Consider the following 24,070-nt stretch of genomic DNA (forward strand, 5'->3'; position numbering starts at 1 on the left):
GGGTCGCGACACGGGCCCGCTTGTTGTGCCACTTACCGGGCACAACGAGTGCCAATCGCCAACGCAACCAACGTCGAACCAACTTCCGAACGATGCCAATCCACCAATCTTTACCATCCCCGTTGAATCCCGCGAAAGACATCCTCGTGGAGCGTTCCATCATGAATCGAAGAATTGGGTCGACGCGACCGGAGATGCTCGAAACAACCTTTCCATCTCGGCTGGGCAACCCGCGAGTGATGGTGGCCGTTCTTCTGATGATGGCATTCGGTCGGACAGTGAATGCTGGAACCACGACCGAGGTGTCGACCTTGTTGGCGTTGCGATCGGCCGTCCAATCGAGCGACCAAACGATCATCATGAAACCGGGTCGCTACACGCTGACGGAACTTCCAAATGGATCCCGAGACATCCCTTGCTCGGGATCAAACAACACAATCGATTTGTCGGATGTGTATGTTGCGGTCCCCGTCGGTACCACACGCCGCGGCTACATCACGATCTCCGGCGACAACAACGTCTTTCGCGGCGGCGTCTTCGAAGACATCTACCCAAGCGGCTTGGACGACGTCACCGACTTCAGCGCTTACAACCAGAACCGGTCTACGCTGGCCAAGGGGTTGAACGGCAGTGCTGTTTTATCGGTTTCCGGAGACGACAATACGGTTGCAGGTACCAAGTTGACCGTTCGCGGATCGTTTCCGTACGGCTATGGCAGCATCTACGGCATCGGTGCAGACAACGTCTACGGATTGGACAAACGTTGTGGCATTTTACTGAAAGGGAAACGCAATACCGTTGACGGATGTGAAGTCCAGCAACGGGCGTTCGGCCATGGCATCTACATGCAAAGCCCGGCGGATGAATCGGTGATCAAGAACTCTTTGGTCGAGGGAGTGATGCGTCCCAGCAAGGATCTCTACCTTGAAACGAATCCGAGAGATCTGCCAGCCAGATCTGACTACAAGATCCCGCCAAAAGACGACCGCAGCAGAGGACGTCGTGGCCGTCGCGAAAGAGGCCAGGGGAGAAGTGCGATCGGCAGCAAGAACCGGGATCACGGCCGGGATCTGGGCACGCCGATCCCGACGGACACAATGATTCCGCTGTCCGAAGATGGTATTCGTGTCTACAGCAAGGGTGGCAGCGTGACTGTCGAGAATTGCACGGTCAAGAAGATGCGGGGCGGCATTCGCTTGTATCTGGCCAGCCATGCCACCGTTATCCATTCCACAGCGGTGGACTGTGGTCACACCAATTTCAACATGCCGAGCCGAGGGAAGATCATCGGTTCGATAGGAAACTTTGCCTACGCTCCGTTGAGCGATTTTCGATTGTCCAAATCAAGGCAAGAAATCGAACTGACAATCCTGCCGTCCCCTGACGCCGTTGGCTCCCACAATCTTGCTGACGTCCAGGGCAGCAACCACAGCATCGTTTTGCACCGATCCGAAGGCCCTTTGGACACCAACCTGCGTCCAATCGTGATTCACGATGACAATTCCACCATTCGCAATGAAACCGAGTATCCCGTGATCCTGCAACCGACCGCCAGCGGCAATTCGGTGGTCAGTTTCGGGCCGGTGACGGACCTTGGAAACAACAACACCATCACACGAATTCAGCAGCCCAATGCAGATCGTGAATAGTCTTTTCCCAAAACGCACCCATGGGTATCGATCCAAAGCCGCAGCAATCGGGACATCGCGGCTGCTAGGATAAGATGGCAAGAGCAAGGAAAGTCCAAACGAATTGCAAACCTTGGTTGCCAATCGCGGGGCCACAAACACGCGATCAAGCCGACATTCGCTGAACGATTCTCCGCCCCATCAAGTCCCCACATCCACGTGACGAACCGATGAATGACTGGACACAACGTTCCCTGCTATTCCTGGCCCTTATTGCTGGTATCCACGCATCCAGCTTTCCGGCGTCCGCACCCGGGCAACAGGCAGCGACGAAACCGATCAAACCCAAAGTGGTCTGCTTTGGCGACAGCATTACCAAGCGTGGCTACGGCGAAATTCTGGCAAACATATTGGACGTCGAAGCGATCAATGCCGGCGTCGGTGGCAATTCGACGGCAAAGGCCCTACGCCGACTATCAAAAGACGTTCTGGCGCACAAACCCGATGTCGTCGTGATCTTCTTCGGTACGAACGACTTGCGGGCGGACGCCGACCACGTCTACGTGCCTGTTTTGAAATACAAAGCCAATCTAGAAACGATGATCGACCAATGCCAACATCAGGGGGCACGCGTCGTCTTATGCACTCTGCCGCCAATCGAGCACGCCGCATTCTTCACTCGGCATCAACGTGGTCCGTTCGATGCAGCCGGTGGGCTGTCCAAGCTGATTCAAACCTACCGTGATGCGGCACGACAAGTCGCGAGCGAAAAAAAGGTCACGCTTGTCGACCTCAATACACTCCTTGCCCAGCAACCAGAATGGCTCAGCAACGACGGCGTGCATCCTAGCAAAGAAGGCAACACAATCATCGCAAAGCATATCGCCAAGGCGGTCGCCCCCATGGTTGCAAACCCCGCCCCTGAATCAACCGGCGCTGAATCAACCGGCGCTGAATCAACCGACCTTGAATCAACCGGCGCCGATTCCCCCAGGTGACGATCAATACGCCCCGCGGTCGCACGATGGATCGATCGCGACTTGGCGGATCCGATCCACGGATGTCCATCAAACAGGTCAACGCCCGATCGTCGCCCACGACGAGGGGTGCTGCCTACCGACATGGTATGCACGCACAACCGCTCTGCCACGGATCACGCCACCGCGGCCGAAGCATCGGAACTTCGATCGACACCATACAACGATGGCGGATTCAGAAACCGAAAGACGATCAACATGATGACGAAGTATGCGGCTGTGACGATCACCGTTTTCGCACTCGCAATCTCTGGCGACCGAGCCAGTGCACAGATTTCCGACGCACCCTCGCACCAACAACAATCTCCGAACGTCATGCCGCGTCCCAAAATCATCATCCTGGATGTCAACGAAACCTTACTGGACCTTGCCCCGCTGAAGACTTCTATCGGGAAGGTCTTGGATGGCAGAGAGGATCTGTTGCCACTTTGGTTTTCGATGATGCTGCACTACTCGCTGGTCGAAACGGTTAGCGAGAACTACCACGGATTCGGGGAAATCGGCACCGCTGCACTGATGATGGTGGCCGAGACGCAGGGAATCCCGCTTTCAGAAGAGGCTGCGAAAGCCGCAATCGTGACGCCACTGCGATCGCTCCCACCACATCCGGACGTGATCGATGCGTTGACGAAGCTGAAGGCTGACGGGTTTCGGATCGTCAGTCTGACGAACTCATCATCCGAAGGTGCCGAAACCCAGCTTCGAAACGCCGGACTGACCGAGTTGATCGACAAACAATACAGCGTTGAGGGCGTCAAGAAGTTCAAACCGCACCCAGCACCTTACCTGATGGTGCTGAAGGATCTTGGTGCAAAACCAGAGGATGTGTTGATGGTCGCGGCCCACGCATGGGATTTGGCCGGTGCCAAGAACGTCGGATTGCAAACGGCCTTCGTCGCTCGTCCCGGCAAGACACTCTATCCGAACGTCGCCAGGCCAGACCTTGTCGTCAGCGACTTGACCGAACTGGTTGCTGCGCTACGAAAGTCTGCACCCGATGGCGGTTCGGCCCAGTAGGTCATCACCGATTAGCCTGTTGCTGCCGCATGTCCGAGTTTGACTTTGATCCGGTTGGTCGTGGCCGGCGTCGCACCTTTGGGTGTCGGTCGCTTGTACCCAGGCAGAATGCTTGGGCTACGATCGATCGAAAATCTGGTCGTTGGCCGGTTGGATCTTGGTTGCCCGATCCTAAGCCTGTTTCGGCATTGGTTTCCAAGATCCACCCCACCGGGACTAGTTCCGACGTGCGGGGCGATTCAGCGAGTCCATCTGGCCCCAGAAGCCTCCGATGATGTGTGGATATTTACCCGGAGTGACGTGGTAGTGGGGTCCGCGATCGGGATCTTCGTGAAGATTGAATTCGTTGAGCGGATTCTGGGTATGGTCCTTGGCCAACAACCCTTTCGATTCATAGGGTCCGTAAACGGGAAACCCGTCGAAAGCGAAACCGATGATACCGGAATGGGCCTGGCCTTCGTCGCACCAAGGTGTTTTCACACAGACTGGATATTTGTGGTAGTGGTACTGCTGGCGAGGACTTGGGTGTCCGCAGCAGCGATCCAGTCGCCACACGGCATCGGTTTCAAAGATGTGATCGAATGGGTTGAAAAAGATCACACCGTTGGTTGCCACACCAATCGCGCCCATCGGTAACGCTTGGTTCGCGTTCTTGGCGTCCATCGCGATCGCACCAGGATCGCGCTGCGGCTGCAACGGAATGTGCCAGGTATTGGCCTGTTCTTTGATGAACGATGGGTTGCCGTCCAGCATTCGCCATCGATCCGGAAACGTCGCGGTGGGGTGGTTCGGCAGATTGCGGCTTCGCATGACCAGATGTCTGTCGGTGAACGTGACGATGACGGCATAAGGTTTGTATTGATCCTTGGTCACTTCGTCACCGCCAAAGTCGAGGTATCCAGCGCGTAGCCACGAACTCATGTTGCCCGCGAAAGGAGCCTCGTAGCGATCCGTTTTGTAAAGCAACTGTTCGGCGTTGGTGTAATCGAACTGCTTAGGAAGTTTGCGAGCGCCATCTTTCGCGTGGAAGTACCAACGCCCACCGATAGCAACCAGATCCGAATCATCCGGTTGTGGGAAGTCCCGGATGGTGGTTTGCGCCGCTTGGAAATCCGCAGGAGCATGGATGGGTTCAAGGTTCATCGAATTGACCCAAAACTCAGATTTGGTTTCCGGGCCTTTCCCGTTCGCAAAACCCACGCTCAGCTTCATTTGGTCCACTTCCGCAAACGGGGTTCGGAAATCCATCGCATAGGTTCGCCAAATCGAGTGCCCTAGACTTTCGTTAGTGTCCTTGTCAAAAAAGTCAGATCGTTCTCGGAGGACTTGGGAGTAGACCCGCTGGGTGATCGAATCCAGCGAATCGGATCCGCCTTTTTGAAAGAATTCGACCTTTAGATATAGGCTGTCTTGATCGACTGCAAAGTTGTCCTGTGCGAGCCCCGAAACATAGAATCGATACCAACGCTGGTCGGCACTGACTTCGGTGCTGATCAACGAAGCTTCGCCAGCGAACGCACCGTTTTGATCGAGATCTTCGCCCGAAAGCAGACGCACACCGCGACCGTTGGATTCAGTACGCGGATCGCCCAACACGCCATACTTCGCGTCTCCACGCAGATCAGCGCCGCCCAGGAGCTCACCTTCCTGCATGGATTCCGTCGGTGTCGCGACCAGGGTTCTCCGCGTGTCTCGCACGGTACCCGGCGTTCGCAGAACTTCGGACGCAGGTCCATCGGTTTGGACGATCACTTTGTACCGAGTCAACGTGGACAGTAATTCGGACGCAGTCTTGGACTCTGATTTTGCCACATCATGTTCTTCCTTCGGATCAGATCGCAGGTTGTAAAGTTCCGCTGCGCCATCAGCAAACCGGATCAATTTCCAGTCGTCGCGGATGATCGCATAATCCTGTTCGGCGATCACGATGGATCTTGATGTCGGATCTCCACTGACCAGTTGCGACCACAGGCTTTCACCATCCAGCGGCTTGGTTGATGAAATCTTGACTCCGACAGCTTCGGCCAGCGTCGGGAACAGATCATGGATCGCAAAGAGTTGTTCGTTCTCGGTTCCCGCGTCTAACAATCCCGGAGCGCGGATCACGCAAGGCACGTGAATGCCTCCCTCATAGACTTGACGCTTCTGGCCACGGAAGGGCTCATTCGTTCCAGAGCGTGCTGCACCGTTGTCGGATGCAAAGACGACGATCGTGTTTTCCCGTTGCTTCTTTGCGTCGATCGCAGCCAGAATCCGCCCGATCCCTTGGTCCATCGAATCGACCATTGCCGCGTACGTCGATTCGCGCTGGCCAAGTCGGTTGTTGTACTTCGCGATCAATCGATCGGGTGCTTGAAACGGCGAGTGGGGTGCACTGAAGGAAACCACCATGCAAAACGGGGTTCCCGAAACGCTATTTGCGATTTGACGGACCGCTTCGTCGGCTAACAGATCGGTTACGTAACCGGCTTCGTCGATCGTCTGTCCGTCCCGTTGCCAATCCACTTGCCCACCGACGGCGGTATGCTGAAAATAGTCGATGGAGGCATCCAGAAAGCCATAGAAGTGATCGAAACCTCGTTGGCGAGGATTCGTTTTGTCGCCGGCTAGCCCAAGATGCCACTTGCCGATCAAACTGGTTTCATACCCGGCCGACCGGAAGGCTGCGGGAAGCAGCGGTTCGCTGGTCGGCAAACCTTCGTCGCGATGACGGACGGGGCCCGCGATTCCGTAGCGATGCGGAAACCGACCGGTCAGCATCGCCGCACGCGTCGGGCTGCACGCCGGATAGGCATAGAAGCGACTGAGCTGGACGCCTTCCTTGGCCAGTGCATCGATATGGGGTGTTTCTGCGACGCCGCCGTGAAATCCGACGTCGCCCCAGCCCAAATCGTCTGCCAGCAAGACAACGACATTGGGTTGCTTGGACAAGCCTTCGGCGCTGACAGCAGCGTTGGGCGCCAGAACAGTCACAGCCAGCAATGCCAGTGCAGAGATTGCGGGAGTCGGTTTCATCAGGATTCGCCTTCGATACAATGGGGTTCTGCGTGTCGGATCGTGCGGAAAATGGTTTCCGTTCAGTCCTTTACCTAAGTTTGGAAACCCGATCACGTGACGACGTCTACAGGGAAAATCGAATCCTTTTTGTGAATACCAACGTCGAACGTATCGAGCAGCAACTGAAGGCCGGTGATTTTTCGCGGTTCGGAGAGGCGTTTTCGCGCCATCGACCAAGGCTGTGGCAAATCATCCATTTTCGCATCAGTGATCAAATTCGTGGGCGAGTGGATGCCGAAGACGTGTTGCAAGACGTCTACTTGGATGCCGAAAAACGGCTGAAACATTTTGTCGACGGAGACTTTCCGTCACTGTTTCTCTGGCTACGTCTGGTGGCTGGCCAGACGCTCAGCCGCGTTCATCGTCGCCATCTCGCCACCGAATCGCGATCGACGTTGCGAGAATCCAGCCCCGACGACAGCCAACTTTGGGGCAACACATCCCTTTGTCTCTCGCAGCGTTTCATAGCGCACCTGACCTCACCGAGCCAAGCGGCAGTGAAGGTCGAATTGATTGCCGAAGTAAAGAGTGCGCTGAGTGAAATGAGCGAGATGGATCGCGAAGTCGTCGCATTACGCCACTTCGAAGAACTGACGAATCAGGAAGTTGCGACAGCGCTTGGCGTTACGCCGAAAGCCGCCAGCATTCGATACGTCCGGGCCTTGGAACGACTTCGATCCGTGCTGGAAAAACTGTAATTTCAGCAATCGAAAAATCTTTGCGAATTTTCTGTAGAAGTTCAGCAGAGGCGGGGTTTAACCGAGTGAAGCCTCTTCCGTCGAACCCCCACGGACTCATCATGAAACGTCTGCCTCTGCTCTCTGTCTTCTGTGTCATCGCGTTTTTGTTCACTGACACCCTCCTCAACGCTCAGCCCCCCGGCGGTCGTCCGGGCCAAGGAGGCCTACGACAAGGCGGCAGCGGTGGACCAGCAGGCCGTGGCGGCGAACGAGGACCAGGGATGGGTGGCCCCAATAGCCAACAAACACCACCACTGCTGAGGATCTTTGATGCCGATGCCGATGGCGAGCTGTCGTCCAAAGAGATCGACGCAGCGGCCAATGCCCTTCGGGGGCTTGATCAGAACCGCGACGGGAAATTAACCGCCGAAGAACTTCGTCCAGCGGGTCCCGGCGGGCAACGGGGGGATGGCCAACGAGACAGTGGGCAAAGAGGAATTGGTCCGGGTGCGGGTGGTCGAGCTGCGGGCGATCAAGCTGCGGGTGGTCGAGCTGCTGATGGTCGAGCTGTGGGCGGAGGCCGCGGCCAGCAAGCCCAGCGAGGGGGCCGGCAGAGTGTCGGGGGTCCACCTCGTTCAATGGGTAACGGTCGCCCCGATGGTGGACCACCAGAATCAGGACGCCCCGGTGGTGGTGGCGGCGGTGGTCGCGGTGGGGATCCAGCCCAGGCTGACGCGGCCTTCGCCAAGGAGATCATGTCCTTTGACGAAGACAAGGACGGTTTGCTCAGCCAAGCTGAATTGCCCGAACACATGCACAAAGCGTTTGCAGTCGCCGATGCGAATCGAGACGGCTCGCTTGACCCAGCAGAACTGTTGGTGCTGGCGTCCCAGTTTCGACGGAACCAGCTCAATCCGGCCGATGACACTCCTGTCAACGCACCATCGCAAGGCGGTCGTCCGAATCGATCGCGTTAGGGGCCTGCGAGAAAAAAGTGTCCGCCCCCCCCTTTGCCGGGAACCGTTCCATCGGGTGCTTTTCACAAACGGGCTCGGACACCTATTTTCCGCTCAGTGCCTAGTCAAATGTCACGACACGAAAGAACGATTCGGCGATGACTGCAACTCCCGCAATAGACGACGACATCTACACGACGGTCGATATCCTGGCCAGCGACTTCATCGCTCGCTATCGCAATGGTGATCGGCCCACCGTCGACGAGTACGCCGATCGTCATCCTGATATCAGCGAACCGATCCGCCGCATATTTCCGCTGGTCCTATCCGTCGAAAAGATCAAAATCGACCAGCAGACCGAAAGCGACGGAAGCGCAACCCTTGCCGGACGACTGTTCGAGCGGCTGGGGGACTTTCGCTTGGTGCGGGAAATCGGTCGCGGTGGGATGGGCATCGTTTACGAAGCCCGTCAAGAGTCGCTCGAGCGAACGGTCGCGATCAAAATCCTGCCCAAGCAGTCATTGCTGGACAATGATGCGTTGAAGCGATTCCAGCATGAAGCCAAAACGGCCGCTGCGATGCATCATTCCAACATCGTGCCCATCTTTGGCATCGGCGAGAACGATGGCACCCACTATTTGGTCATGCAGCTTGTTCGTGGCGAATCGCTTGATCGACAAATCAAGTCCGAAAAGGCGACGTTCGATTTTGGCCGATCCGCAAAGATCGCCCGGCAGATCTCGGATGGTTTGGCGTATGCGCACGACTGCGGGGTACTGCACCGCGACATCAAACCAGCCAACATTTTGATCGACGACGACGGCACGGCCCAGATCACAGACTTCGGTCTCGCCCGAAATGTATCGGACGATCCGACGATGTCACAAGCTTTGTGCGGAAGTCCACGCTACATGGCGCCCGAACGGCTTCGCGGCGTGTCGGATGAACGAAGCGATGTCCATGCCGTGGGGCTTACGCTTTACGAAATGATCTCAGGCACTCCCGCCTTTGAAAACACGTCACCCGATCAATGGATGGACGCGGTGCGCGCCCACCAGGTTCAATCATTGCGTTCCCGTCGCCCAGATATCCCCGTTGACTTGGATACGATCGTTTCCAAAGCGATGAGCCCGGATCCGGCCGACCGCTACTGGAGTGCAGCCGATTTACGCGATGACCTCGATCGGTTCTTGTCCGATGAACCGATTCATGCTCGGCGCACACCCATCGCACAACGTTTCGTTCGCTGGTTCCGACGGAATCCTCGGATCGCGATGGCAACAGCCGTTGCACTCTGCTCCCTCATCGTCGCAACGATCGCTTCGAGTGCGGGTTGGGCCTTCACGTCTGCTGCCAATCAACGTGCACTGCAAGCACTGGAACAGTCTGAATTGACAACGGACTTGGCACTGCAGTCACTCGATGGTGTGGTGGACATTGTTTCGATGCCTTCGACGACAGTCGCCGATGTCGGGGTCGATGATTCGGCCGATATCACTTGGACGCTGAATCCTTCGCCCCAGTCGGCTCAGCTACTGCAGCGTATCCAGCCGCTCTACGAACGTTTGTCCCAGCAATCGCCATTGCGGGCCGACATCATTGGGCAAATGACACAGGCGACGATTCGACTAGCATCCATCCAACGTCAACTGGGACAAAGTTCCGCTGCGATTGATTCGCTGGAGCGCGGCGTGGAGGTCATTCAAACTCGCAGCGAACGGGCAGGCGTCGCTCTTGCTGACAAACAACATTGGCTGGCCAGCCTCGGCAACGAACTGGGCGAAGTCTATTCGGCAGAACGGCGTTTCGACGAAGCCGACCAAGCCTTCCTGGACGTGATCGCGGCGTTACAGAAGTTTCCCAGCGTGGATTCGAAGGCACAGTTGCAACTGGCACGTGCACACGTTGGACTCGGTGATCCGCCGATACAGCGACGTAGGCCCAATTCCGATCTGCAGGTTCAATCAACCAAACCACAGGACCATCTTCGGGTGGCTGGCGACTTGCTTGAATCGTTGCACACGGCAGACGCACACGTCGCCACCGTCGAAATTCTTCGTGCACGAGTTCGACTGGCTGAATCGCGTATCGAGCGTCGGCCAGGTAGACGCCGCGACGACTTCCGTGACGCCATCGACATCTTGCGAACACAACTGGCCGTCACCCCCACCGATGTCGCCCTTCGGTTCACGCTGGTCGAAGCCCTCGCGGGGGTAAATCTGCGCCGTGACATTCGTCATCCGCTTGACCGAATCGAAGCGGCAGCACGATTGGAAGAGTCGTTGGATGAACTCCGGTCGCTACGGGTTCAATTTCCCGACACGCACGTGTTTTCAGTATCCGAAGTCCATATCCGACACAAACTTTCCAGTCTGGCCCGTTCGCAGCAGGACTACCCAGCCGCAGCCGAACAACTGGCTCAAGCCATTGCAATCCAGAGCTCACTTATCGCCCAGGCACCCAACAATTTCTCTCACCGATGTTGGCGGGCACTTTTGTATCGGTCCGTTGCTGAAATTGCCCAAATGCAGGGTGACTCCACAGGTCAGCAAGCGGCGATCGCCAATGCGGTGGCCGATCTGGACGCAATCGATCCATCGCAGAGCGACCACCCTTTTGTGAACCAAACGCGCCAAATCATTCGATCCCTTGAAACAGACAGGCAAGACGAAAATGCTAAAAGTTCCAACTAGAAACGTTCGCTGGAAAGTCGCGTTGTGCATGATTCTGTTCACACCGTATCTGGCCATCGCACAACCCGGTCAGCGTTCGCGACGAGGCCAGAATCCTGGCCCCGGCGGAGGCGGACGGCAACCCATGGTACTTAGCAAGGGTCAGTTGCCCGATGTCGACGCGTTCACGGCCGAAGGGACTCCGATCAAAGTGCGTGACCTGATCCAGGGCAAGTTCACGGTCATCAAAACAGGCTGCCTGACTTGTCCCGAATTCCTTAACGCGTACAAGGAACTTGAAGCGACCGCAACCGATTATGAAAAGATGGGCGTACAGTTTTTCTACATCTACCAAAGCCTTCGGCATCCAGAGCGCGAAGGATACGTGCAGCCACAAAATGACAATGAACGTTTGCTGCACGTTGCGGCCGCCAAGAAACGACTTGGAACGAACGTTCCGTGGATCGCTGACACGATCGACGATTCGTTTCGAATTGCCATGAAGACAAACTCCAATTCAGTGTTCGTCATTTCCCCAGAGTCGGAAATCGTCTACGCCGCCGACCGGATGAATGGAAACGGTCTACGGCAAGCGCTGGTCGATCTGGTCGGGCCAGTCGACAATCCCACTTCGACAGCTGACTTGACTTTCCCCAACATGCCACGGTTTCCAGCAACGAATGTGACCAACGACATTCGCGTGGAGCGGCCACAGGGTTTGGTAATCCTGAAGACGACGCCCACCAAGCCGCAGGAGACCTACTATGTCAAGCTTCGTGCCGAAGCGGAACAGTCGGTTTTGGATAGCGGCACAGGCGACCTCTATCTGGGCTTCTTTCCCGACCCCATTCACGACGCCCACTGGAACAATTTGACGCCTGGGATGAAGTATGTGTTGGAAGTGCCAGACGGTGTGACCATCACGCCGGCAACCGCTGTCGCCAACAAGGGGCCCGGCGATAGCGACACCGAGCCGCGGCAATTCAAGCTATCGGTCAGCGCCGATAAACCACCGGGCGACATCAAGCTAAAACTTCACTACTACGCCTGCTCGCCGGGAATGTGCAAAGCGATGACGCATGAGTACACCATTGCGTTTCAAGACATGGATCGCAACTCACGCACCTACAGCTTCAATCGAGGCCAAGGCGGCCCCGGCGGAGGCAGCCAACCAAGCAACCGCCAATTTGGGCCGCGAAGGCAACGCGGATTCGGTCCCGGGCGTGCGGGCGGTCAACCCAATCGCGGCAATTCAGGACGCAATGGCGGTCGATAGCCAAGCCAGCAGAATGGACGCGGCAGGTGCCGGACAGGCGGGCGACTAGCGTCGTTCACATCAAGCCGCCTGCCAATTTGGACGGACATCGGACAAGTTCGTCTTTTCCGGTGATAACGCCCCGGACTTTGGTGATGCGCGACGGTGCACCCACGCGGTGGCACTTGACGCGTTCAGAACGTTGGCTGGATCGAATCGAACGCGATCGACCGCGCTAGATCGCGGCCTTGGCAGGTTTCGAATAAGGAATCCGCAGCAAAGAACTCGCCATTGCCAATAGAATCCCTGGCAGCGACCCACCATGAGCGAGAAACGCTGCCTAGCCGGTGCCTTCTTCCCAAAAGATCCAGCCGAAGTGAAAATCACTCGGATGACTGGACAGGTTCATCAACAAATCGAACAGATCTACCACGAAGCATCGCGACAGATCTTCGCTTCGCTTGCTCGTGCGCTACGCGACCTGGACCTGGCCGAAGATGCAATGCAGGAGGCGTTCGCATCGGCCACGCTGCAGTGGCCTGGGGATGGAATCCCCGAAAACCCCGTCGCTTGGCTCATCACGACAGGCCGATTCAAGGCGGTCGATGCGATTCGCCGACGCGAAAAGCTAAAACAGATCAGCACAGAGGTTGCCGCACGCATGCATCGGGTCGCTGCAGCAAACGCATCCCATGCCGCAACGGAAATCGAAGACGACCAGTTGCGGCTGATCTTCACCTGTTGTCACCCAGCGATCGATCAGAATGTTCAGGTCCCGCTAACACTTCGCGAGGTTTGCGGACTGACAACCGACGAGATAGCCAGGGCGTTCCTGACAACGCCAACAACCATGGCCCAGCGAATCGTTCGTGGGAAAGCCAAGATTCGTGATGCGGCGATTCCTTTTGTCATTCCAGATCTCGCTGAACTGCCCGAGCGTCTAGATTCCGTGCTTTCGGTGATCTATCTGATCTTTAACGAAGGCTACTCGGCATCAAGCGGAGACTCGATCACGCGTTCCGATCTATCGGGCGAGGCGATTCGACTGTGTCGCTTGGTGCTGCAGTTGTTGGACGACGCCGAAGTGGTGGGACTGTTGGCGCTGATGCTGCTTCATGAATCTCGCCGGGAAACACGTCAGACCAACGCAGGCGACATCGTCCTGTTGGCGGACCAAGATCGAAGCCGCTGGGATCGAAACCTGATTGACGAGGGCCAGCGATTGATTGAACGTTCGCTCGCCACCCGCCACTTTGGATTCTACACGATCCAAGCAGCCATCTCGGCCGTGCACGCGGGTGCCGTGACCGCCGACGGTACGGACTGGGACCAAATCGTGTCGCTGTACGACGTCCTGTTTCGGATTGAACCAACCTCGGTCATCGAACTCAACCGAGCCGTTGCCGTGGCGATGCGAGACGGATCGATCGCTGGGCTGGAAATCATCGACGCGATTCTAAAACGCGGTGATCTGGTGGGCTATTCGCTCGCTCATTCCGCTCGTGGCGAGCTGCTTCGGCGTGTTGGTCGAATGCCGGAAGCCATCGAAGCGTTCGAAACGGCTTTGACGCTGACTGAACAAGCATCCGAGCAGCGTTTTCTCCGAGAGAAACTGAGAAATTTGCGATTGTCGTGACTGCGAGTTGCTTGTCGCGCAGAAACATTTCTCGAAATGGTCAAACGGCTGTCGATTCCGGGCGTCGCGGTTCGACTAGATGTCACAAAGCCTGAAAACAACGCCATTCCCGGAGCTCAACATGAAATTCATTTGTCTTGGCTATTCCGACCATTCAAAGTTCGCAGCGATGACGGAATCTGAAATGGCCGAGTTGATGGACGAATGCTTTGCCTATGACGATGTCCTTCGCAAAGGGGGTCACTTCGCCGGCGGCGAAGCTCTGCAAGCCGCCGATCAAGCGGTCACATTGCGGCACCGGAATGGGACAACCGAAGCAACCGATGGGCCGTACGCGGAAACCAAGGAGCAACTTGGCGGCATCCTGATCCTTGAAGCCAACGACATGGCGCACGCTGTGCAACTGATGTCCAAGCATCCGGGAGTCAAAGTGGGACCGTTCGAGATCCGCCCCGCCGACGAGACGATCAACGCGATGATCGACGCACGCAATCAGGCAACCCAATAGCGACCGGGAGAAATACAATGAGAGTCATGGTTATCGTGAAAGCATCACCGAGTTCTGAGGCAGGCGAGTTGCCCAGCACGCAGTTGCTCGAAGCAATGGGCAATTTCAACGAGCAGCTCGTCAAAGCCGGCATCATGAAATCTGGTGACGGGCTGAAGCCGAGCTCGACGGGTGTGCGAGTTCGCTTCCGCGGCGACGAGCGGATCGTTACGGATGGACCGTTTGTCGAAACGTCCGAAGTGATCGCTGGCTATTGGGTGTGGGAGGTCGCTTCGATGGACGAAGCCGTCCAGTGGGCGAAGCGGTGCCCCAATCCGATGAAGGAAGAGTCGGACATCGAAATCCGCCCATTTTTCGAAATGGACGATTTCGCAGCGAACGATCCAGACGGTAAGGTCGCCGCCCACGAAGACCGATTACGGACCTCGGTCGCGATGCAGGACAGCACGCTCGCACCGTATCTGTTCTTTGCAGGCCGCTGCGACGAAGCAATAGAGTTCTACAAGCACGCTCTCGGTGCAACCGTTGCAATGCTGATGCGTTTCAACGAGAGTCCCGACCCGGTTCCCAAGGGCATGCTCGCGGATGGGTTTGAAACCAAAGTGATGCACGCGACCGTTCACATCGGAAAGCTGACGGTCATGTGTTCCGACGGATGCGATGACAAGTCAACCTTTGACGGATTTCGGCTTGCACTATCTCTCCCCTTGGAAGACGACTGCAAACGCGTCTTTGATTCGCTTGCCCAAGACGGAAAAATCGACATGCCGCTTAGCAAAACGTTCTGGTCACCACTGTACGGAATGGTCACCGACAAGTTTGGCGTTGGCTGGATGGTGATGGTGCCCGGCGACAATTCTTGACGCGAAATGAAATGGCAAGAAACAATGAAAGAGACCCAAATGGACATCAATCCGGTTTGCTGGTTCGAGATCTACGTGCAGGATATGGCTAGAGCAACAGCGTTCTACGAAACCGTTCTCGACGTCCAACTGGAGACGCTGCCAGCTCCCAGCGACGACATCGAACTGATGGCATTCCCGATGTCGATGGATCGTCCGGGAGCGGCTGGCGCATTGACCAAAATGGACGGAATCCAGCCGGGCGGAAACAGTACGCTGGTCTACTTTGCTTGCGACGACTGTGCAACGCAAGCGTCACGCATCCAGGGTGCAGGAGGCCGCGTCCAGAAACCGAAGACCTCCATCGGCCCATACGGCTTCATGGTGTTGGCGGTCGACACCGAGGGCAACATGTTTGGACTCCACTCACAGAAATGAACCCAATGCGACCTACGATTACACCTTGTCTATGGTTTGACGACAACGCCGAGGAAGCGGCAGAGTTCTATACGTCGGTCTTCGACGGTTCCAGAATCCTGCACAAGATGATCGCCCATGATGACTGGCCGGGCGGCAAGATCGGCGACGTCATCATGGTTGATTTTGAACTCAAAGGTCAGCCCTACCAGGCCCTTGGTGGCGGTCCCAGCGATCCCTTCAATGATCGCGTTTCGCTATCGGTCACCTGTGCAGACCAAGCGGAAGTCGATCGCTATTGGGATCGACTTACCGCCGATGGCGGCGAACCAATCATGTGTGGATGGCTGAAGGATAAGTTCGGCATGCGATGGCAAATCGTTCCCGAGGAATTCTTCCAACTGGTCAACGACAAGGACCCCCAAAAATCGCGACGCGTCATGCAAGCGATGACCCAAATGGTGAAGCTGGATGTCGCAAAACTAAGACAAGCACATGAAGGGCAAGAATGAACCGCACCAGAAAACTGCGTACCACCGGGTGGGTATTGAGCGGACTTATCTCAGTGTTTTTGATCGGTGCAAGTGCCAGCGGAAAGCTCACATCGTGGGAAGGCAAGGCGGAGATGTTCGCCAAGATGGGTTGGAGCGAAGACGTCATGTTCAGGATCGGCATCGTCGAAGTCGTGATTGCGGTGCTGTTTTTGGTTCCCCGCACGGCATTCGTCGCAACCATTCTGCTGGCTGCTTACCTGGGCGGCGCAACCGCAACGCACGTCCGTGTGGGAGAGGCATTCTTCATTCCGATCGTCTTGGGTGTCCTGGCTTGGATCGCCCTTGGACTTCGGCAACCAGAGGTACTCCGCCTAGCATTTGGAAAGCCGAGCCAACACCCCGAATCGAAAGGACTGAAATGAAATACATGCTGCTGATCTATGCGTCGGAAGACTGTTGGACGGGGGACGAGCGCAAGGAGTGCATGATCGAATCGATGGCAATCTGCAAGGAACTGGAAGCCGAAGGCAAGTGGATCGCCTCGTCGCCACTACACTCCGTCGAGACGGCGACCAGCGTCAGAGTGCGCGATGGGCGAAGACAAATCACCGACGGTCCGTTCGCAGAGACGACCGAACAACTCGGTGGATACTACATCATCGATGTTGAAGACCTGGACGAAGCGATCGCCATCGCTGCCAGGATTCCGCCCGCAAAAAAAGGCACGGTCGAGATTCGCCCACTATTCCCGCTGCCGGAGGTCCCACGATAGATCGATGCCCGCGATCTCAGACCATCGATCCGTCTGCCTGGCCGCAATCATCTGGTTGTCGCTCGCACACGAATCGGGCCAATGAATCGGCTTGGCCGCAGGAGTCGTCCACGATCGGTCTAGTCGATCGAATTCTATTCCAAGTCAGCGTCTCGATCGCGAACATTTTACGGTTCACGCCCCGTTGAATTCACTGCCAGATCGTTCCTGACATAGCACTTCGGCTTGTCGATCCGGCAATGACACTCTGAAACCCTATCCCAGCATCCGGCGAATACCTCAATGAGCCCCAGCACAAAAATCGGCGAGTCGTTCACAAGCAACAGCGATCTCATTTTCCGGTTGGCGCACGCCTACTGAGATTCTCACGACGCCAGTCTCCGAAGTCCCCATCGCTTCATGCGAAAGCGGCGAACACTGAAGTCCGCTACCGACGATCAGCCCGTGTTTTCGAAGCCTCTCGGCAGACTGTCCACTGGTCTCGCCAGCAACCGAAAATGCGATGGTCGGCAGACGTCGACTGCCCTCCGCCATGCCGTACAGCGTCACGCGTCGATCGCCGGATAGCGTTTCTCGCAATCGACTCACCTGCTGGCGTGCGACTTCCAAATCAGCCAACCGAGTGGTTTCACCCAGCCGATGCAGCGCCGCTTCTAAGCCGGCCAGGGAATACTGATCGACCGATCCAACATCGCAATACCCAGGCCGGCTTCCCCACTGCGAAGACGTCGCCCCGGTTTTCGGGTCGGGGATCGCACACTGAGCCGTCGCACATTTCAACTTGGCAGACTTGGCCATGTACAGTCCACCAATGCCCCAGGGTGCTTGCAAACCCTTGTGACCACCGAAGGCAACCATGTCGGCCCCCAGTTCGTCCAACGGCAGATCCATCCAACCAACGATCTGAGCGGCATCGATCAAGACCATCGCGTCATATCGATGGGACAATTCAATGATCTGCGTGATCGGCAACAAATCCCCGCTCACGTTGCATGCGGCCGTGATCGCGACCAAGCGGGCGTCCTTTGTCGCCAACGATTGCTCCAGCGAGCCCAAGTCCATCGGTGAATCGTCACCATCCGGAACGACATCAACCACAACCCCATTTGCGCTCAGTTTCTGCAGCGGCCCATACACTGCGTGGTGCTCCCACCGGCTGGTCAAAACATGGCTGCCCGCGGGCAAGTCAACGCTCGCAACCGCCGTGGAAAGCGACGAAGTGCATCCCGGCGTCAGCAGCAACTGATCTGGATCAGCCACGCCAAAGAACCGACACACCGCCGCATGTGCTTTCAAAAACCGATCCGGCCATTCCACCGGATGCGCCCGCATCGCTTCACAAACCGCATCCGCCACCGGCGTCGGCACCGGCCAGCTCGTCCCGGCATGATTCAAGTAAATCGGTTCTATCATGTTTCCTGTTCAATCCGCGTATTGAAACGACTGTGCCAAAACTCGTGATGCCTTGGGAACGAAAACACTGGTCGACAACATTCCGACCCGAAGTGATCTTCCGCGAAGACGACGTTCCCAGACCACGCAAAGGAACTGGTTCAAGTCCCGCTGAACAAAGCAGCGGGCGGCCCGACTGAGTCGGAATCGAGGAATCGACGGTCAAAATCTAACGTGCGCCGGCGATCTGCACCTCGCGTCCCGTGGATCTAACGACGATGGGCATAAAAAATCCAGATCGCCGACCTAGCCGATTTGCCAAGAAGGCTCTACCGCCATATCCGCTGGCAATTCAAGCAGCAAGCATCAAGTCCTTTCCCTATGTCGAACATCCACATACCGCTTTGGCCACTGCGGAATACATCCGTCGTCGTAGACGACACCACAAGTCCGTTCAGAAAACGTTCCAACCTGCACCGTCGTGGGATTCGCTAGAATTCGCGACCATCGGGTACGCGGAGTAACGCAATTCTGGCGATTCCCACGATGGCCCTCCCGATAGGTATTCATCGTGCGTTGCGTTGCGACTAGAAGCCGTTTTCAATGACGACTTCATCGAGCGGGAGTTGGCCAGGTTTTGGCCATGCTTCCTTCGTGCCTTTGCCGATCGCGACCATCGGCCCCATCACGTGATCGTCGGGAAGATGGATCAGTTTTGCGACCTCTTCGATGTCGAAGCCAATCATGGGGCAGGATTGGTACCCCATGCCTTGTGCGGCCAGCATCATCGTTTGCATCGCAATGCCGATCGAGCGTTGGGCTTCGTCGCGCTGCAACCACTCACGACCATCATGGAACGGTCCCATCCAATTGACCAACATCTCAGCGACGTCCTTCGGCGCGTTCGCAAAGTAACGCGCTGGATCCTTCTGCCAGGCCTTCATGTCGGCCGTAAACAGGACCAACAGCGACGCGTCCGTCATCTGAGCCTGGTCGTTCCCGAAGTCCTTACGAATCTTCGCACGCAGATCGGGATCGCGCAGGATCACGAACCGCCAGTGCTGGATATTGAAGCTGGTGGGAGCCTGGATGGTGGTTTCGAGCAGTTCCGTTTCCTCAGCCGCCGTCATTTTGTGGTCGGCATCAAAGTGCTTCACGGCTCGACGATTGAAGATGGCGTCTTTGACTTGCATTTCGGATTTCTCGGGGAGGAGGGGGGGAACTGGATTGTTTGGAATCTTGGACAATCTCTTTGTATCGGACGTATCCGGCTAGCACGACGGGGGAAACGACAACCAAATTCATCCGATACCACGGCAGGACTGATCCACATGGAACCCCGCATCGCAAAGAGAGAGATATTTCATTTACTTTTCCGGCAGCGATCGATCAGCTGCCGGTTCCACTTAAGATCCCCAGAGCCAATCAACGGGATTGCCCCCACGGGCCCAGAACTTCGCATGCTAGCCGCTTCTGCGGTAAGGGATCAGAAAGTCGGAAGCCAGTAGTGGCGATCCCCCCCTGCACTTTCGCTTGTTCGTTGACCGACCGCCAAGATGCGTGCCTTACGAAGAAAGATTCTCAGCCGACCTCTAGAACCAAGCTATCCGCCCGAATCGACCGCAAATTGCGGGGGAACGATTGCTGTCCAAAGGACTTCGACCATCCGAGACACTGGGCTGTGCAAGTCGGCGGCCGCCCTTTCCTAACGCAAGCATTGACAACCTGCCCTATTGCTGTACCATACAGCTATCCAGCTTGTTTGATCTCTTTCCGCGATCTCCATGAACAAGCGTGCAACCTCAACTCGCATCCATTCAGCGATATGTCTTCACCCGAGCAACGCCGCGTTCGACTTCCACGCCTCGCCTTGGTGACTCGAATCATCTTTGCACTCTTCCTATTCGGCACGGGGTGCATGACGATGGGTTTCGGCGTAAACGGATATCCGGTTGGCGACCCGCCAAATGAACTCGATCAATTCATGATCGCGCTGCAGCAGACAGGCTATCTGATCTTTTGGGTTGGCTTGTTCAAGACAGTCGCTGGCGGGTTCATGTTCTTCCCGCGAACTGCACCACTGGCGATCCTGATGTCGCTTCCGTATGCGTTCAACATACTTCTATACGTGATCTTCTTTGCACATCAATACCTCGTCATCGGGCTTCCCGATTTCGCAGCCTGTGCGCTGCTGATCTACTGCTACTTTGATTGGTATCGCCCCATTTTCGCTGGGCCTACGCCCGTCTCGAACCCGGACCAACGCGGAGTCGAAAATGCACTTTGATTCAGAATCGTCGCCGGGTTTTGCCATCGGGCGTGTTGCCTATCTGATCCGTTCAGCAATGGCTGCCGTGCTGAAGAGTGCCGGTTGGCCGTTTTCGCCAGAGGAAACGCAGACGCTGATCACTCTGCTAGACGCGGGTAAACCGCTAAGCATGAACGAGCTGGCATCCCTGATGATTCGTGATCCGACGACCGTGAAGCGGCAACTGGACCGCCTTGTCGAACAGAAGTTTGCCCGGCGCAGCGAATCGAGTGAAGACGCTCGGATCGTGATGATCGCATTGACTCGCCGCGGAGAACAGAAGCTTCAAACCGTCCTTCCCCTATTAGACGACTTGCGAAAGACCACATTGAAGGGCATTTCGAAATCGGAACTGGACGCGACGCAGAAAGTACTGCGGAAGATGCAAACGAACCTGACCAACCCCATTTCAAAGGACTAGTCGCATGAAAACTCTGATCGCTACTCTCTGCCTGTTCGCAACCACCGCCAGCGTTGCCAACGGGCAAACGCAAGTAGATCCTGAGATCGCACTCAGGATGCTGAACGCTCAACAACAACAGTTCGAACGGGGGATCGTCCAAGTTGCCGATAATGTCTTCACGGCTGTCGGATTCCATGGCGCCAACACTTCCATGATTGTCGGAACCGACGGTGTCATCATCGTTGACACGCTGAAAGGGCCCGCAAGTGCCGCGGTTGCATACCAAGCCTTTCGACAGTACAGCGACAAACCTGTGAAGGCGATCATCTACACTCACAGCCACGGCGATCACATCGGTGGAGCCAGCGCGTTCGTCGGAGATCAGATGCCCGACATCTACGGCACCGAGAACTTCGGGTCGGCTGAAGGTGTCACCAAGGCGGCCGGTCCGATCAAGCAGAAGCGAAATGTGCGTCAGTTTGGTCGGAACCTTTCACCCATGGAGAGCACCAACCGCGGGGTTGCTCCGTCCGGGACCATCGATGACGACGGCGGAAACGGGTTCCTTCCGCCAACCATCACGGTCCCCAACACTGGTCTCAAAACGACGATCGCTGGTGTCGAGATTGAATTCCATCTCGGCCCAGGTGAGACGGACGATGCCATGTTCATCTGGCTCCCCAAGCAGAAGGTGCTATTCTCCGGAGACAATTTCTACAGCTCGTTTCCCAACCTGTATGCCATTCGCGGCACAGCCTATCGCGATGTACTGAGCTGGTCGGAAAGCGTCGCCAAGATGGCGGAATTTCAACCGCAATCTTTGGTTCCTGGCCACACCTTGCCGATCCAAGGTCAATCTGCGTCTGTCACCGCGCTCACCGATTACAGCGAAGCGATCCGAAGTGTGTACGACCAAACCGTTCGAGGCATCAATCAGGGCAAAGGCCCTGACCAGCTTGCACACGAAGTCAAATTGCCTAAGCGTTTCAAGGACAAACCGTACTTGATTGAGTTTTACGGATCGGTACCCCATGCTGTCCGAGCAATCTATTCAGGTCTGTTGGGTTGGTACGACGGGAACCCGACGACGTTGAGTCCCATGGAACCCAAGCTGAAAGCGCAGAAGATTGCCGAACTCGCTGGTGGAACTCAAGAGTTGACCGAGCGGATGAACGCTGCACTGGACCAGCAAGACTTCCAATGGGCATTAGAGTTGTCGGATCATCTGAAATGGCTTGACGACGGCGACCGCAAACTGGCCCGCAACGTGAAGATTCAATCGCTCAGAGGCCTAGCGGCAAGAGAGTACAACGCGCCGAACCGGAACTACTACCTCAGCTACGCCAACGAACTCGAATCCGGCGAGTTGAGCGAACTGTGGTTCTAGTGAGCGGCGAAGCTGATGAGGTTCATCGCTACTAACAGTCCAGCGTTTGCCGATCGTCGCCTAGACTGCCGAACTCTGCTCTGAATCGGACAACCGATTCGGAACACGAACAACCGGCTGATTGGTGGACGCTGCCAGTTCGACGATCTCGGCGGCTTTCACAACGCCTCCGCCACGCTCGATGGCAGCTTGCATTCTGCTTGCGTTCGTTCGATAAGTCGGATCGTGCAGGACTTTCGAAATCGCGTTCCGGAGTTTGAAAACCGACACCGCATGTTCCCATGAATGGTTTCCAAACTGGCATAGACGAGTGGCTGATCAGTCAGACGATCGAAAGGGAATTCGGATTGCGGTCGACCAACATCGCTGTGAAACGGTCCCGTGAAGTGGAACCAATCGGGAAGGTCCTCGCGCGGAATTTCCAACTCGGCCGGCTGCTGGCTGCTTTGTGCGAGCTTGGTAAATCGATCGTTCGCAGCATTGCGCACAGGCAGATTCCCCCGTCTTCGATCGTCATCAATCGGCTGCAACACGGGCGTTGGCAACGAGCGATCAATCAGTGTCGCGATTCAAGTCATCTCGCCCCCGCCGCGCAGCGGTTTGCAGGGGAGAGAATTAACGACAGGGGGAAGAAATAGCGACATTCCTCGATCGCTCGTTGCTTAGCACTCGCCTAGCGATTCGATATCCGATTCGATATCCGATTCAATATCCGATTCGATTCCGCACCCGCCCCAAGAACGACGGGTTGTAGTGCCAGGACGTAAATAGCGAAGGTACCCGATCGTTTCGGTTCAGGATGACAACGCTGCAAAGATTCACGAAAGGAATACTAAGGAAGTCGGAAACGAACCCGGCCTCGGGAGCCGCTTGGTCAACCATCAAAGCGTCCACGCCCGATCGACGCAAAAGGTCGGGACCATCACGCAAAACACGTTGGCGGCTTCGTTGAATGACGGGACCGTGTAGGCCAAAACCGCCCACCCGCCAGCCCCCTAGCCCAATTGCGAGAGAATCGTGAGGTGTAGCGACGGGCCCGTGGCATTGGAGTGTTTCGGAACGCGGCCACGCCGAGCTAGATTTCCTGGATGATGTCGATTCGATCCAACCGCCAATAACAGTAATAGACACCGAATCGCTAGGAAAGGATTTCTGTATCGGGCAGTCCCGCACGCAGCGCCTCTACGCCTTGCGATGTTAGCTGCGTGTTTGCAACGTCAATGTAGCTGAGATTCATTCCAACCAGGATGGGGACCGATGCGTCTGTGATGTTCGTCCCGCACAAGTTCAGTCGAGTGAGTTGACGGAGTCCTGCGATCAGCTCGATTGCACGATCGGAAACACCTGTCTCCCAGAAACTGATCCCCTCAAGATTCGGAAGAGCCAGCAGCGGATCGACATCGGCGTCGGCTATCTCCAATTTGTTGAAATCGACATCGACGATATCCTCGTTCGGGATTTCCTGTCGGCTTCGGAAAGGTTCGCCCAGAAACGTGTAGCGAACCCCTCGGTCCGTCAAAGCGATCAAAGTAGCATCCATCGAATCGTTCTCCGTGCTAAAGCACTGGGACGTGCACCTTACCAAATAACAATTCACCGCACCGTCACG

23 protein-coding genes are annotated in these 24,070 nt (G+C 56.3%); 18 read left to right on the forward strand and 5 right to left on the reverse strand.

The window, feature by feature from the left end; all coding sequences use genetic code 11:
- Nucleotides 1–161 precede the first annotated feature (161 nt).
- The 3 genes from K227x_RS15915 to K227x_RS15925 all read left to right on the forward strand — a co-directional run bounded on the left by K227x_RS15915 (nucleotide 162) and on the right by K227x_RS15925 (nucleotide 3,682).
- On the forward strand, nucleotides 162–1,649 hold the full coding sequence (locus tag K227x_RS15915; RefSeq protein WP_218933292.1) for a right-handed parallel beta-helix repeat-containing protein: 1,488 nt from the start codon (nucleotides 162–164) through the stop codon (nucleotides 1,647–1,649).
- A gap of 209 nt (nucleotides 1,650–1,858) precedes the next feature.
- Nucleotides 1,859–2,626, forward strand: a complete 768-nt coding sequence (locus K227x_RS15920; RefSeq protein WP_145170957.1) for an SGNH/GDSL hydrolase family protein — start codon at nucleotides 1,859–1,861, stop codon at nucleotides 2,624–2,626.
- 237 nt (nucleotides 2,627–2,863) lie between these two features.
- A complete protein-coding gene (locus tag K227x_RS15925) occupies nucleotides 2,864–3,682 on the forward strand; it encodes a haloacid dehalogenase type II (RefSeq protein WP_246145841.1) in 819 nt (272 codons plus the stop codon).
- A gap of 216 nt (nucleotides 3,683–3,898) precedes the next feature.
- Here K227x_RS15925 and K227x_RS15930 read toward each other — a convergent pair whose 3' ends face one another.
- Nucleotides 3,899–6,697 carry a sulfatase-like hydrolase/transferase gene (locus tag K227x_RS15930; RefSeq protein WP_145170959.1) on the reverse strand — a complete coding sequence of 933 codons (2,799 nt, stop codon included), beginning with the start codon at nucleotides 6,695–6,697 and terminating at the stop codon, nucleotides 3,899–3,901.
- Nucleotides 6,698–6,828: 131 nt separating this feature from the next.
- Here K227x_RS15930 and K227x_RS15935 point away from each other — a divergent pair, with 131 nt between their 5' ends.
- From K227x_RS15935 to K227x_RS15985, 11 genes are all read left to right on the forward strand, one after another.
- Nucleotides 6,829–7,437, forward strand: coding sequence for a sigma-70 family RNA polymerase sigma factor (locus tag K227x_RS15935; RefSeq protein ID WP_145170961.1), 609 nt, complete (start codon nucleotides 6,829–6,831; stop codon nucleotides 7,435–7,437).
- 101 nt (nucleotides 7,438–7,538) lie between these two features.
- Nucleotides 7,539–8,396: an EF-hand domain-containing protein gene (locus K227x_RS15940; protein ID WP_145170963.1), complete on the forward strand. Its 858-nt coding sequence runs from the start codon at nucleotides 7,539–7,541 to the stop codon at nucleotides 8,394–8,396.
- 137 nt (nucleotides 8,397–8,533) lie between these two features.
- Nucleotides 8,534–11,068: a serine/threonine-protein kinase gene (locus K227x_RS15945; protein ID WP_145170965.1), complete on the forward strand. Its 2,535-nt coding sequence runs from the start codon at nucleotides 8,534–8,536 to the stop codon at nucleotides 11,066–11,068.
- Nucleotides 11,049–12,323: a hypothetical protein gene (locus K227x_RS15950; RefSeq protein WP_218933293.1), complete on the forward strand. Its 1,275-nt coding sequence runs from the start codon at nucleotides 11,049–11,051 to the stop codon at nucleotides 12,321–12,323. The genes K227x_RS15945 and K227x_RS15950 overlap by 20 nt, the downstream gene beginning before the upstream one ends.
- A gap of 370 nt (nucleotides 12,324–12,693) precedes the next feature.
- Nucleotides 12,694–13,938 carry an RNA polymerase sigma factor gene (locus K227x_RS15955; protein ID WP_145177972.1) on the forward strand — a complete coding sequence of 415 codons (1,245 nt, stop codon included), beginning with the start codon at nucleotides 12,694–12,696 and terminating at the stop codon, nucleotides 13,936–13,938.
- Between the two features lie 121 nt (nucleotides 13,939–14,059).
- A complete protein-coding gene (locus K227x_RS15960) occupies nucleotides 14,060–14,446 on the forward strand; it encodes a YciI family protein (protein ID WP_145170967.1) in 387 nt (128 codons plus the stop codon).
- Nucleotides 14,447–14,463: 17 nt separating this feature from the next.
- Entirely contained in the window at nucleotides 14,464–15,309 is an 846-nt protein-coding gene (locus K227x_RS15965) for a YciI family protein (protein ID WP_145170969.1), read from the forward strand.
- A 24-nt stretch (nucleotides 15,310–15,333) separates the two neighbouring features.
- A complete protein-coding gene (locus K227x_RS15970; RefSeq protein ID WP_246145842.1) occupies nucleotides 15,334–15,726 on the forward strand; it encodes a VOC family protein in 393 nt (130 codons plus the stop codon).
- A gap of 5 nt (nucleotides 15,727–15,731) precedes the next feature.
- Nucleotides 15,732–16,217: a VOC family protein gene (locus K227x_RS15975; protein ID WP_145170971.1), complete on the forward strand. Its 486-nt coding sequence runs from the start codon at nucleotides 15,732–15,734 to the stop codon at nucleotides 16,215–16,217.
- On the forward strand, nucleotides 16,214–16,621 hold the full coding sequence (locus K227x_RS15980; protein ID WP_145170973.1) for a DoxX family protein: 408 nt from the start codon (nucleotides 16,214–16,216) through the stop codon (nucleotides 16,619–16,621). Before K227x_RS15975 ends, K227x_RS15980 begins: the two co-directional genes overlap by 4 nt.
- Nucleotides 16,618–16,971 (forward strand): YciI family protein, encoded by a 354-nt coding sequence (locus K227x_RS15985; protein WP_145170975.1) that lies wholly within the window; start codon nucleotides 16,618–16,620, stop codon nucleotides 16,969–16,971. The genes K227x_RS15980 and K227x_RS15985 overlap by 4 nt, the downstream gene beginning before the upstream one ends.
- A 279-nt stretch (nucleotides 16,972–17,250) precedes the next feature.
- Here K227x_RS15985 and K227x_RS15990 read toward each other — a convergent pair whose 3' ends face one another.
- Nucleotides 17,251–18,384, reverse strand: a complete 1,134-nt coding sequence (locus K227x_RS15990; RefSeq protein WP_145170977.1) for an aminotransferase class V-fold PLP-dependent enzyme — start codon at nucleotides 18,382–18,384, stop codon at nucleotides 17,251–17,253.
- 566 nt (nucleotides 18,385–18,950) lie between these two features.
- Nucleotides 18,951–19,556, reverse strand: a complete 606-nt coding sequence (locus tag K227x_RS15995) for a nitroreductase family protein (protein WP_145170979.1) — start codon at nucleotides 19,554–19,556, stop codon at nucleotides 18,951–18,953.
- 632 nt (nucleotides 19,557–20,188) lie between these two features.
- On the opposite strand from K227x_RS15995, the gene K227x_RS16000 reads away from it, so the two are divergent.
- The 3 genes from K227x_RS16000 to K227x_RS16010 are packed head-to-tail and all read left to right on the forward strand — an operon-like array spanning nucleotide 20,189 to nucleotide 22,461.
- Nucleotides 20,189–20,650, forward strand: coding sequence for a hypothetical protein (locus K227x_RS16000; protein WP_145170981.1), 462 nt, complete (start codon nucleotides 20,189–20,191; stop codon nucleotides 20,648–20,650).
- A complete protein-coding gene (locus K227x_RS16005; RefSeq protein ID WP_145170984.1) occupies nucleotides 20,640–21,092 on the forward strand; it encodes a MarR family winged helix-turn-helix transcriptional regulator in 453 nt (150 codons plus the stop codon). Before K227x_RS16000 ends, K227x_RS16005 begins: the two co-directional genes overlap by 11 nt.
- A 4-nt stretch (nucleotides 21,093–21,096) precedes the next feature.
- Nucleotides 21,097–22,461 carry an alkyl/aryl-sulfatase gene (locus K227x_RS16010; protein ID WP_145170986.1) on the forward strand — a complete coding sequence of 455 codons (1,365 nt, stop codon included), beginning with the start codon at nucleotides 21,097–21,099 and terminating at the stop codon, nucleotides 22,459–22,461.
- Between the two features lie 60 nt (nucleotides 22,462–22,521).
- Here the strand turns inward: K227x_RS16010 and K227x_RS31440 are convergent, their stop codons facing one another.
- The gene (locus tag K227x_RS31440; protein WP_261343401.1) at nucleotides 22,522–22,656 is read right to left on the reverse strand and encodes a hypothetical protein; all 135 of its coding nucleotides are present in this window, start codon (nucleotides 22,654–22,656) and stop codon (nucleotides 22,522–22,524) included.
- An 86-nt stretch (nucleotides 22,657–22,742) separates the two neighbouring features.
- On the opposite strand from K227x_RS31440, the gene K227x_RS16015 reads away from it, so the two are divergent.
- Nucleotides 22,743–23,099 carry a hypothetical protein gene (locus K227x_RS16015; RefSeq protein ID WP_145170987.1) on the forward strand — a complete coding sequence of 119 codons (357 nt, stop codon included), beginning with the start codon at nucleotides 22,743–22,745 and terminating at the stop codon, nucleotides 23,097–23,099.
- A 500-nt stretch (nucleotides 23,100–23,599) separates the two neighbouring features.
- Here the strand turns inward: K227x_RS16015 and K227x_RS16020 are convergent, their stop codons facing one another.
- On the reverse strand, nucleotides 23,600–24,001 hold the full coding sequence (locus K227x_RS16020; RefSeq protein ID WP_145170989.1) for a hypothetical protein: 402 nt from the start codon (nucleotides 23,999–24,001) through the stop codon (nucleotides 23,600–23,602).
- Between the last annotated feature and the right edge of the window lie 69 nt (nucleotides 24,002–24,070).

The organism is Rubripirellula lacrimiformis (genome assembly GCF_007741535.1).
GTDB classification, from domain to species: domain Bacteria; phylum Planctomycetota; class Planctomycetia; order Pirellulales; family Pirellulaceae; genus Rubripirellula; species Rubripirellula lacrimiformis.

Coding starts and splice junctions, on each gene's coding strand:
- K227x_RS15915 (WP_218933292.1), top strand. CDS start 162: ATGAATCGAAGAATTGGGTCGACGCGACCGGAGATGCTCGAAACAACC.
- K227x_RS15920 (WP_145170957.1), top strand. CDS start 1,859: ATGAATGACTGGACACAACGTTCCCTGCTATTCCTGGCCCTTATTGCT.
- K227x_RS15925 (WP_246145841.1), top strand. CDS start 2,864: ATGATGACGAAGTATGCGGCTGTGACGATCACCGTTTTCGCACTCGCA.
- K227x_RS15930 (WP_145170959.1), bottom strand. CDS start 6,697: ATGAAACCGACTCCCGCAATCTCTGCACTGGCATTGCTGGCTGTGACT.
- K227x_RS15940 (WP_145170963.1), top strand. CDS start 7,539: ATGAAACGTCTGCCTCTGCTCTCTGTCTTCTGTGTCATCGCGTTTTTG.
- K227x_RS15945 (WP_145170965.1), top strand. CDS start 8,534: ATGACTGCAACTCCCGCAATAGACGACGACATCTACACGACGGTCGAT.
- K227x_RS15950 (WP_218933293.1), top strand. CDS start 11,049: ATGCTAAAAGTTCCAACTAGAAACGTTCGCTGGAAAGTCGCGTTGTGC.
- K227x_RS15955 (WP_145177972.1), top strand. CDS start 12,694: ATGACTGGACAGGTTCATCAACAAATCGAACAGATCTACCACGAAGCA.
- K227x_RS15960 (WP_145170967.1), top strand. CDS start 14,060: ATGAAATTCATTTGTCTTGGCTATTCCGACCATTCAAAGTTCGCAGCG.
- K227x_RS15965 (WP_145170969.1), top strand. CDS start 14,464: ATGAGAGTCATGGTTATCGTGAAAGCATCACCGAGTTCTGAGGCAGGC.
- K227x_RS15970 (WP_246145842.1), top strand. CDS start 15,334: ATGAAAGAGACCCAAATGGACATCAATCCGGTTTGCTGGTTCGAGATC.
- K227x_RS15975 (WP_145170971.1), top strand. CDS start 15,732: ATGCGACCTACGATTACACCTTGTCTATGGTTTGACGACAACGCCGAG.
- K227x_RS15980 (WP_145170973.1), top strand. CDS start 16,214: ATGAACCGCACCAGAAAACTGCGTACCACCGGGTGGGTATTGAGCGGA.
- K227x_RS15985 (WP_145170975.1), top strand. CDS start 16,618: ATGAAATACATGCTGCTGATCTATGCGTCGGAAGACTGTTGGACGGGG.
- K227x_RS15990 (WP_145170977.1), bottom strand. CDS start 18,384: ATGATAGAACCGATTTACTTGAATCATGCCGGGACGAGCTGGCCGGTG.
- K227x_RS15995 (WP_145170979.1), bottom strand. CDS start 19,556: ATGCAAGTCAAAGACGCCATCTTCAATCGTCGAGCCGTGAAGCACTTT.
- K227x_RS16000 (WP_145170981.1), top strand. CDS start 20,189: ATGTCTTCACCCGAGCAACGCCGCGTTCGACTTCCACGCCTCGCCTTG.
- K227x_RS16005 (WP_145170984.1), top strand. CDS start 20,640: ATGCACTTTGATTCAGAATCGTCGCCGGGTTTTGCCATCGGGCGTGTT.
- K227x_RS16010 (WP_145170986.1), top strand. CDS start 21,097: ATGAAAACTCTGATCGCTACTCTCTGCCTGTTCGCAACCACCGCCAGC.
- K227x_RS31440 (WP_261343401.1), bottom strand. CDS start 22,656: ATGCAAGCTGCCATCGAGCGTGGCGGAGGCGTTGTGAAAGCCGCCGAG.
- K227x_RS16015 (WP_145170987.1), top strand. CDS start 22,743: ATGAATGGTTTCCAAACTGGCATAGACGAGTGGCTGATCAGTCAGACG.
- K227x_RS16020 (WP_145170989.1), bottom strand. CDS start 24,001: ATGGATGCTACTTTGATCGCTTTGACGGACCGAGGGGTTCGCTACACG.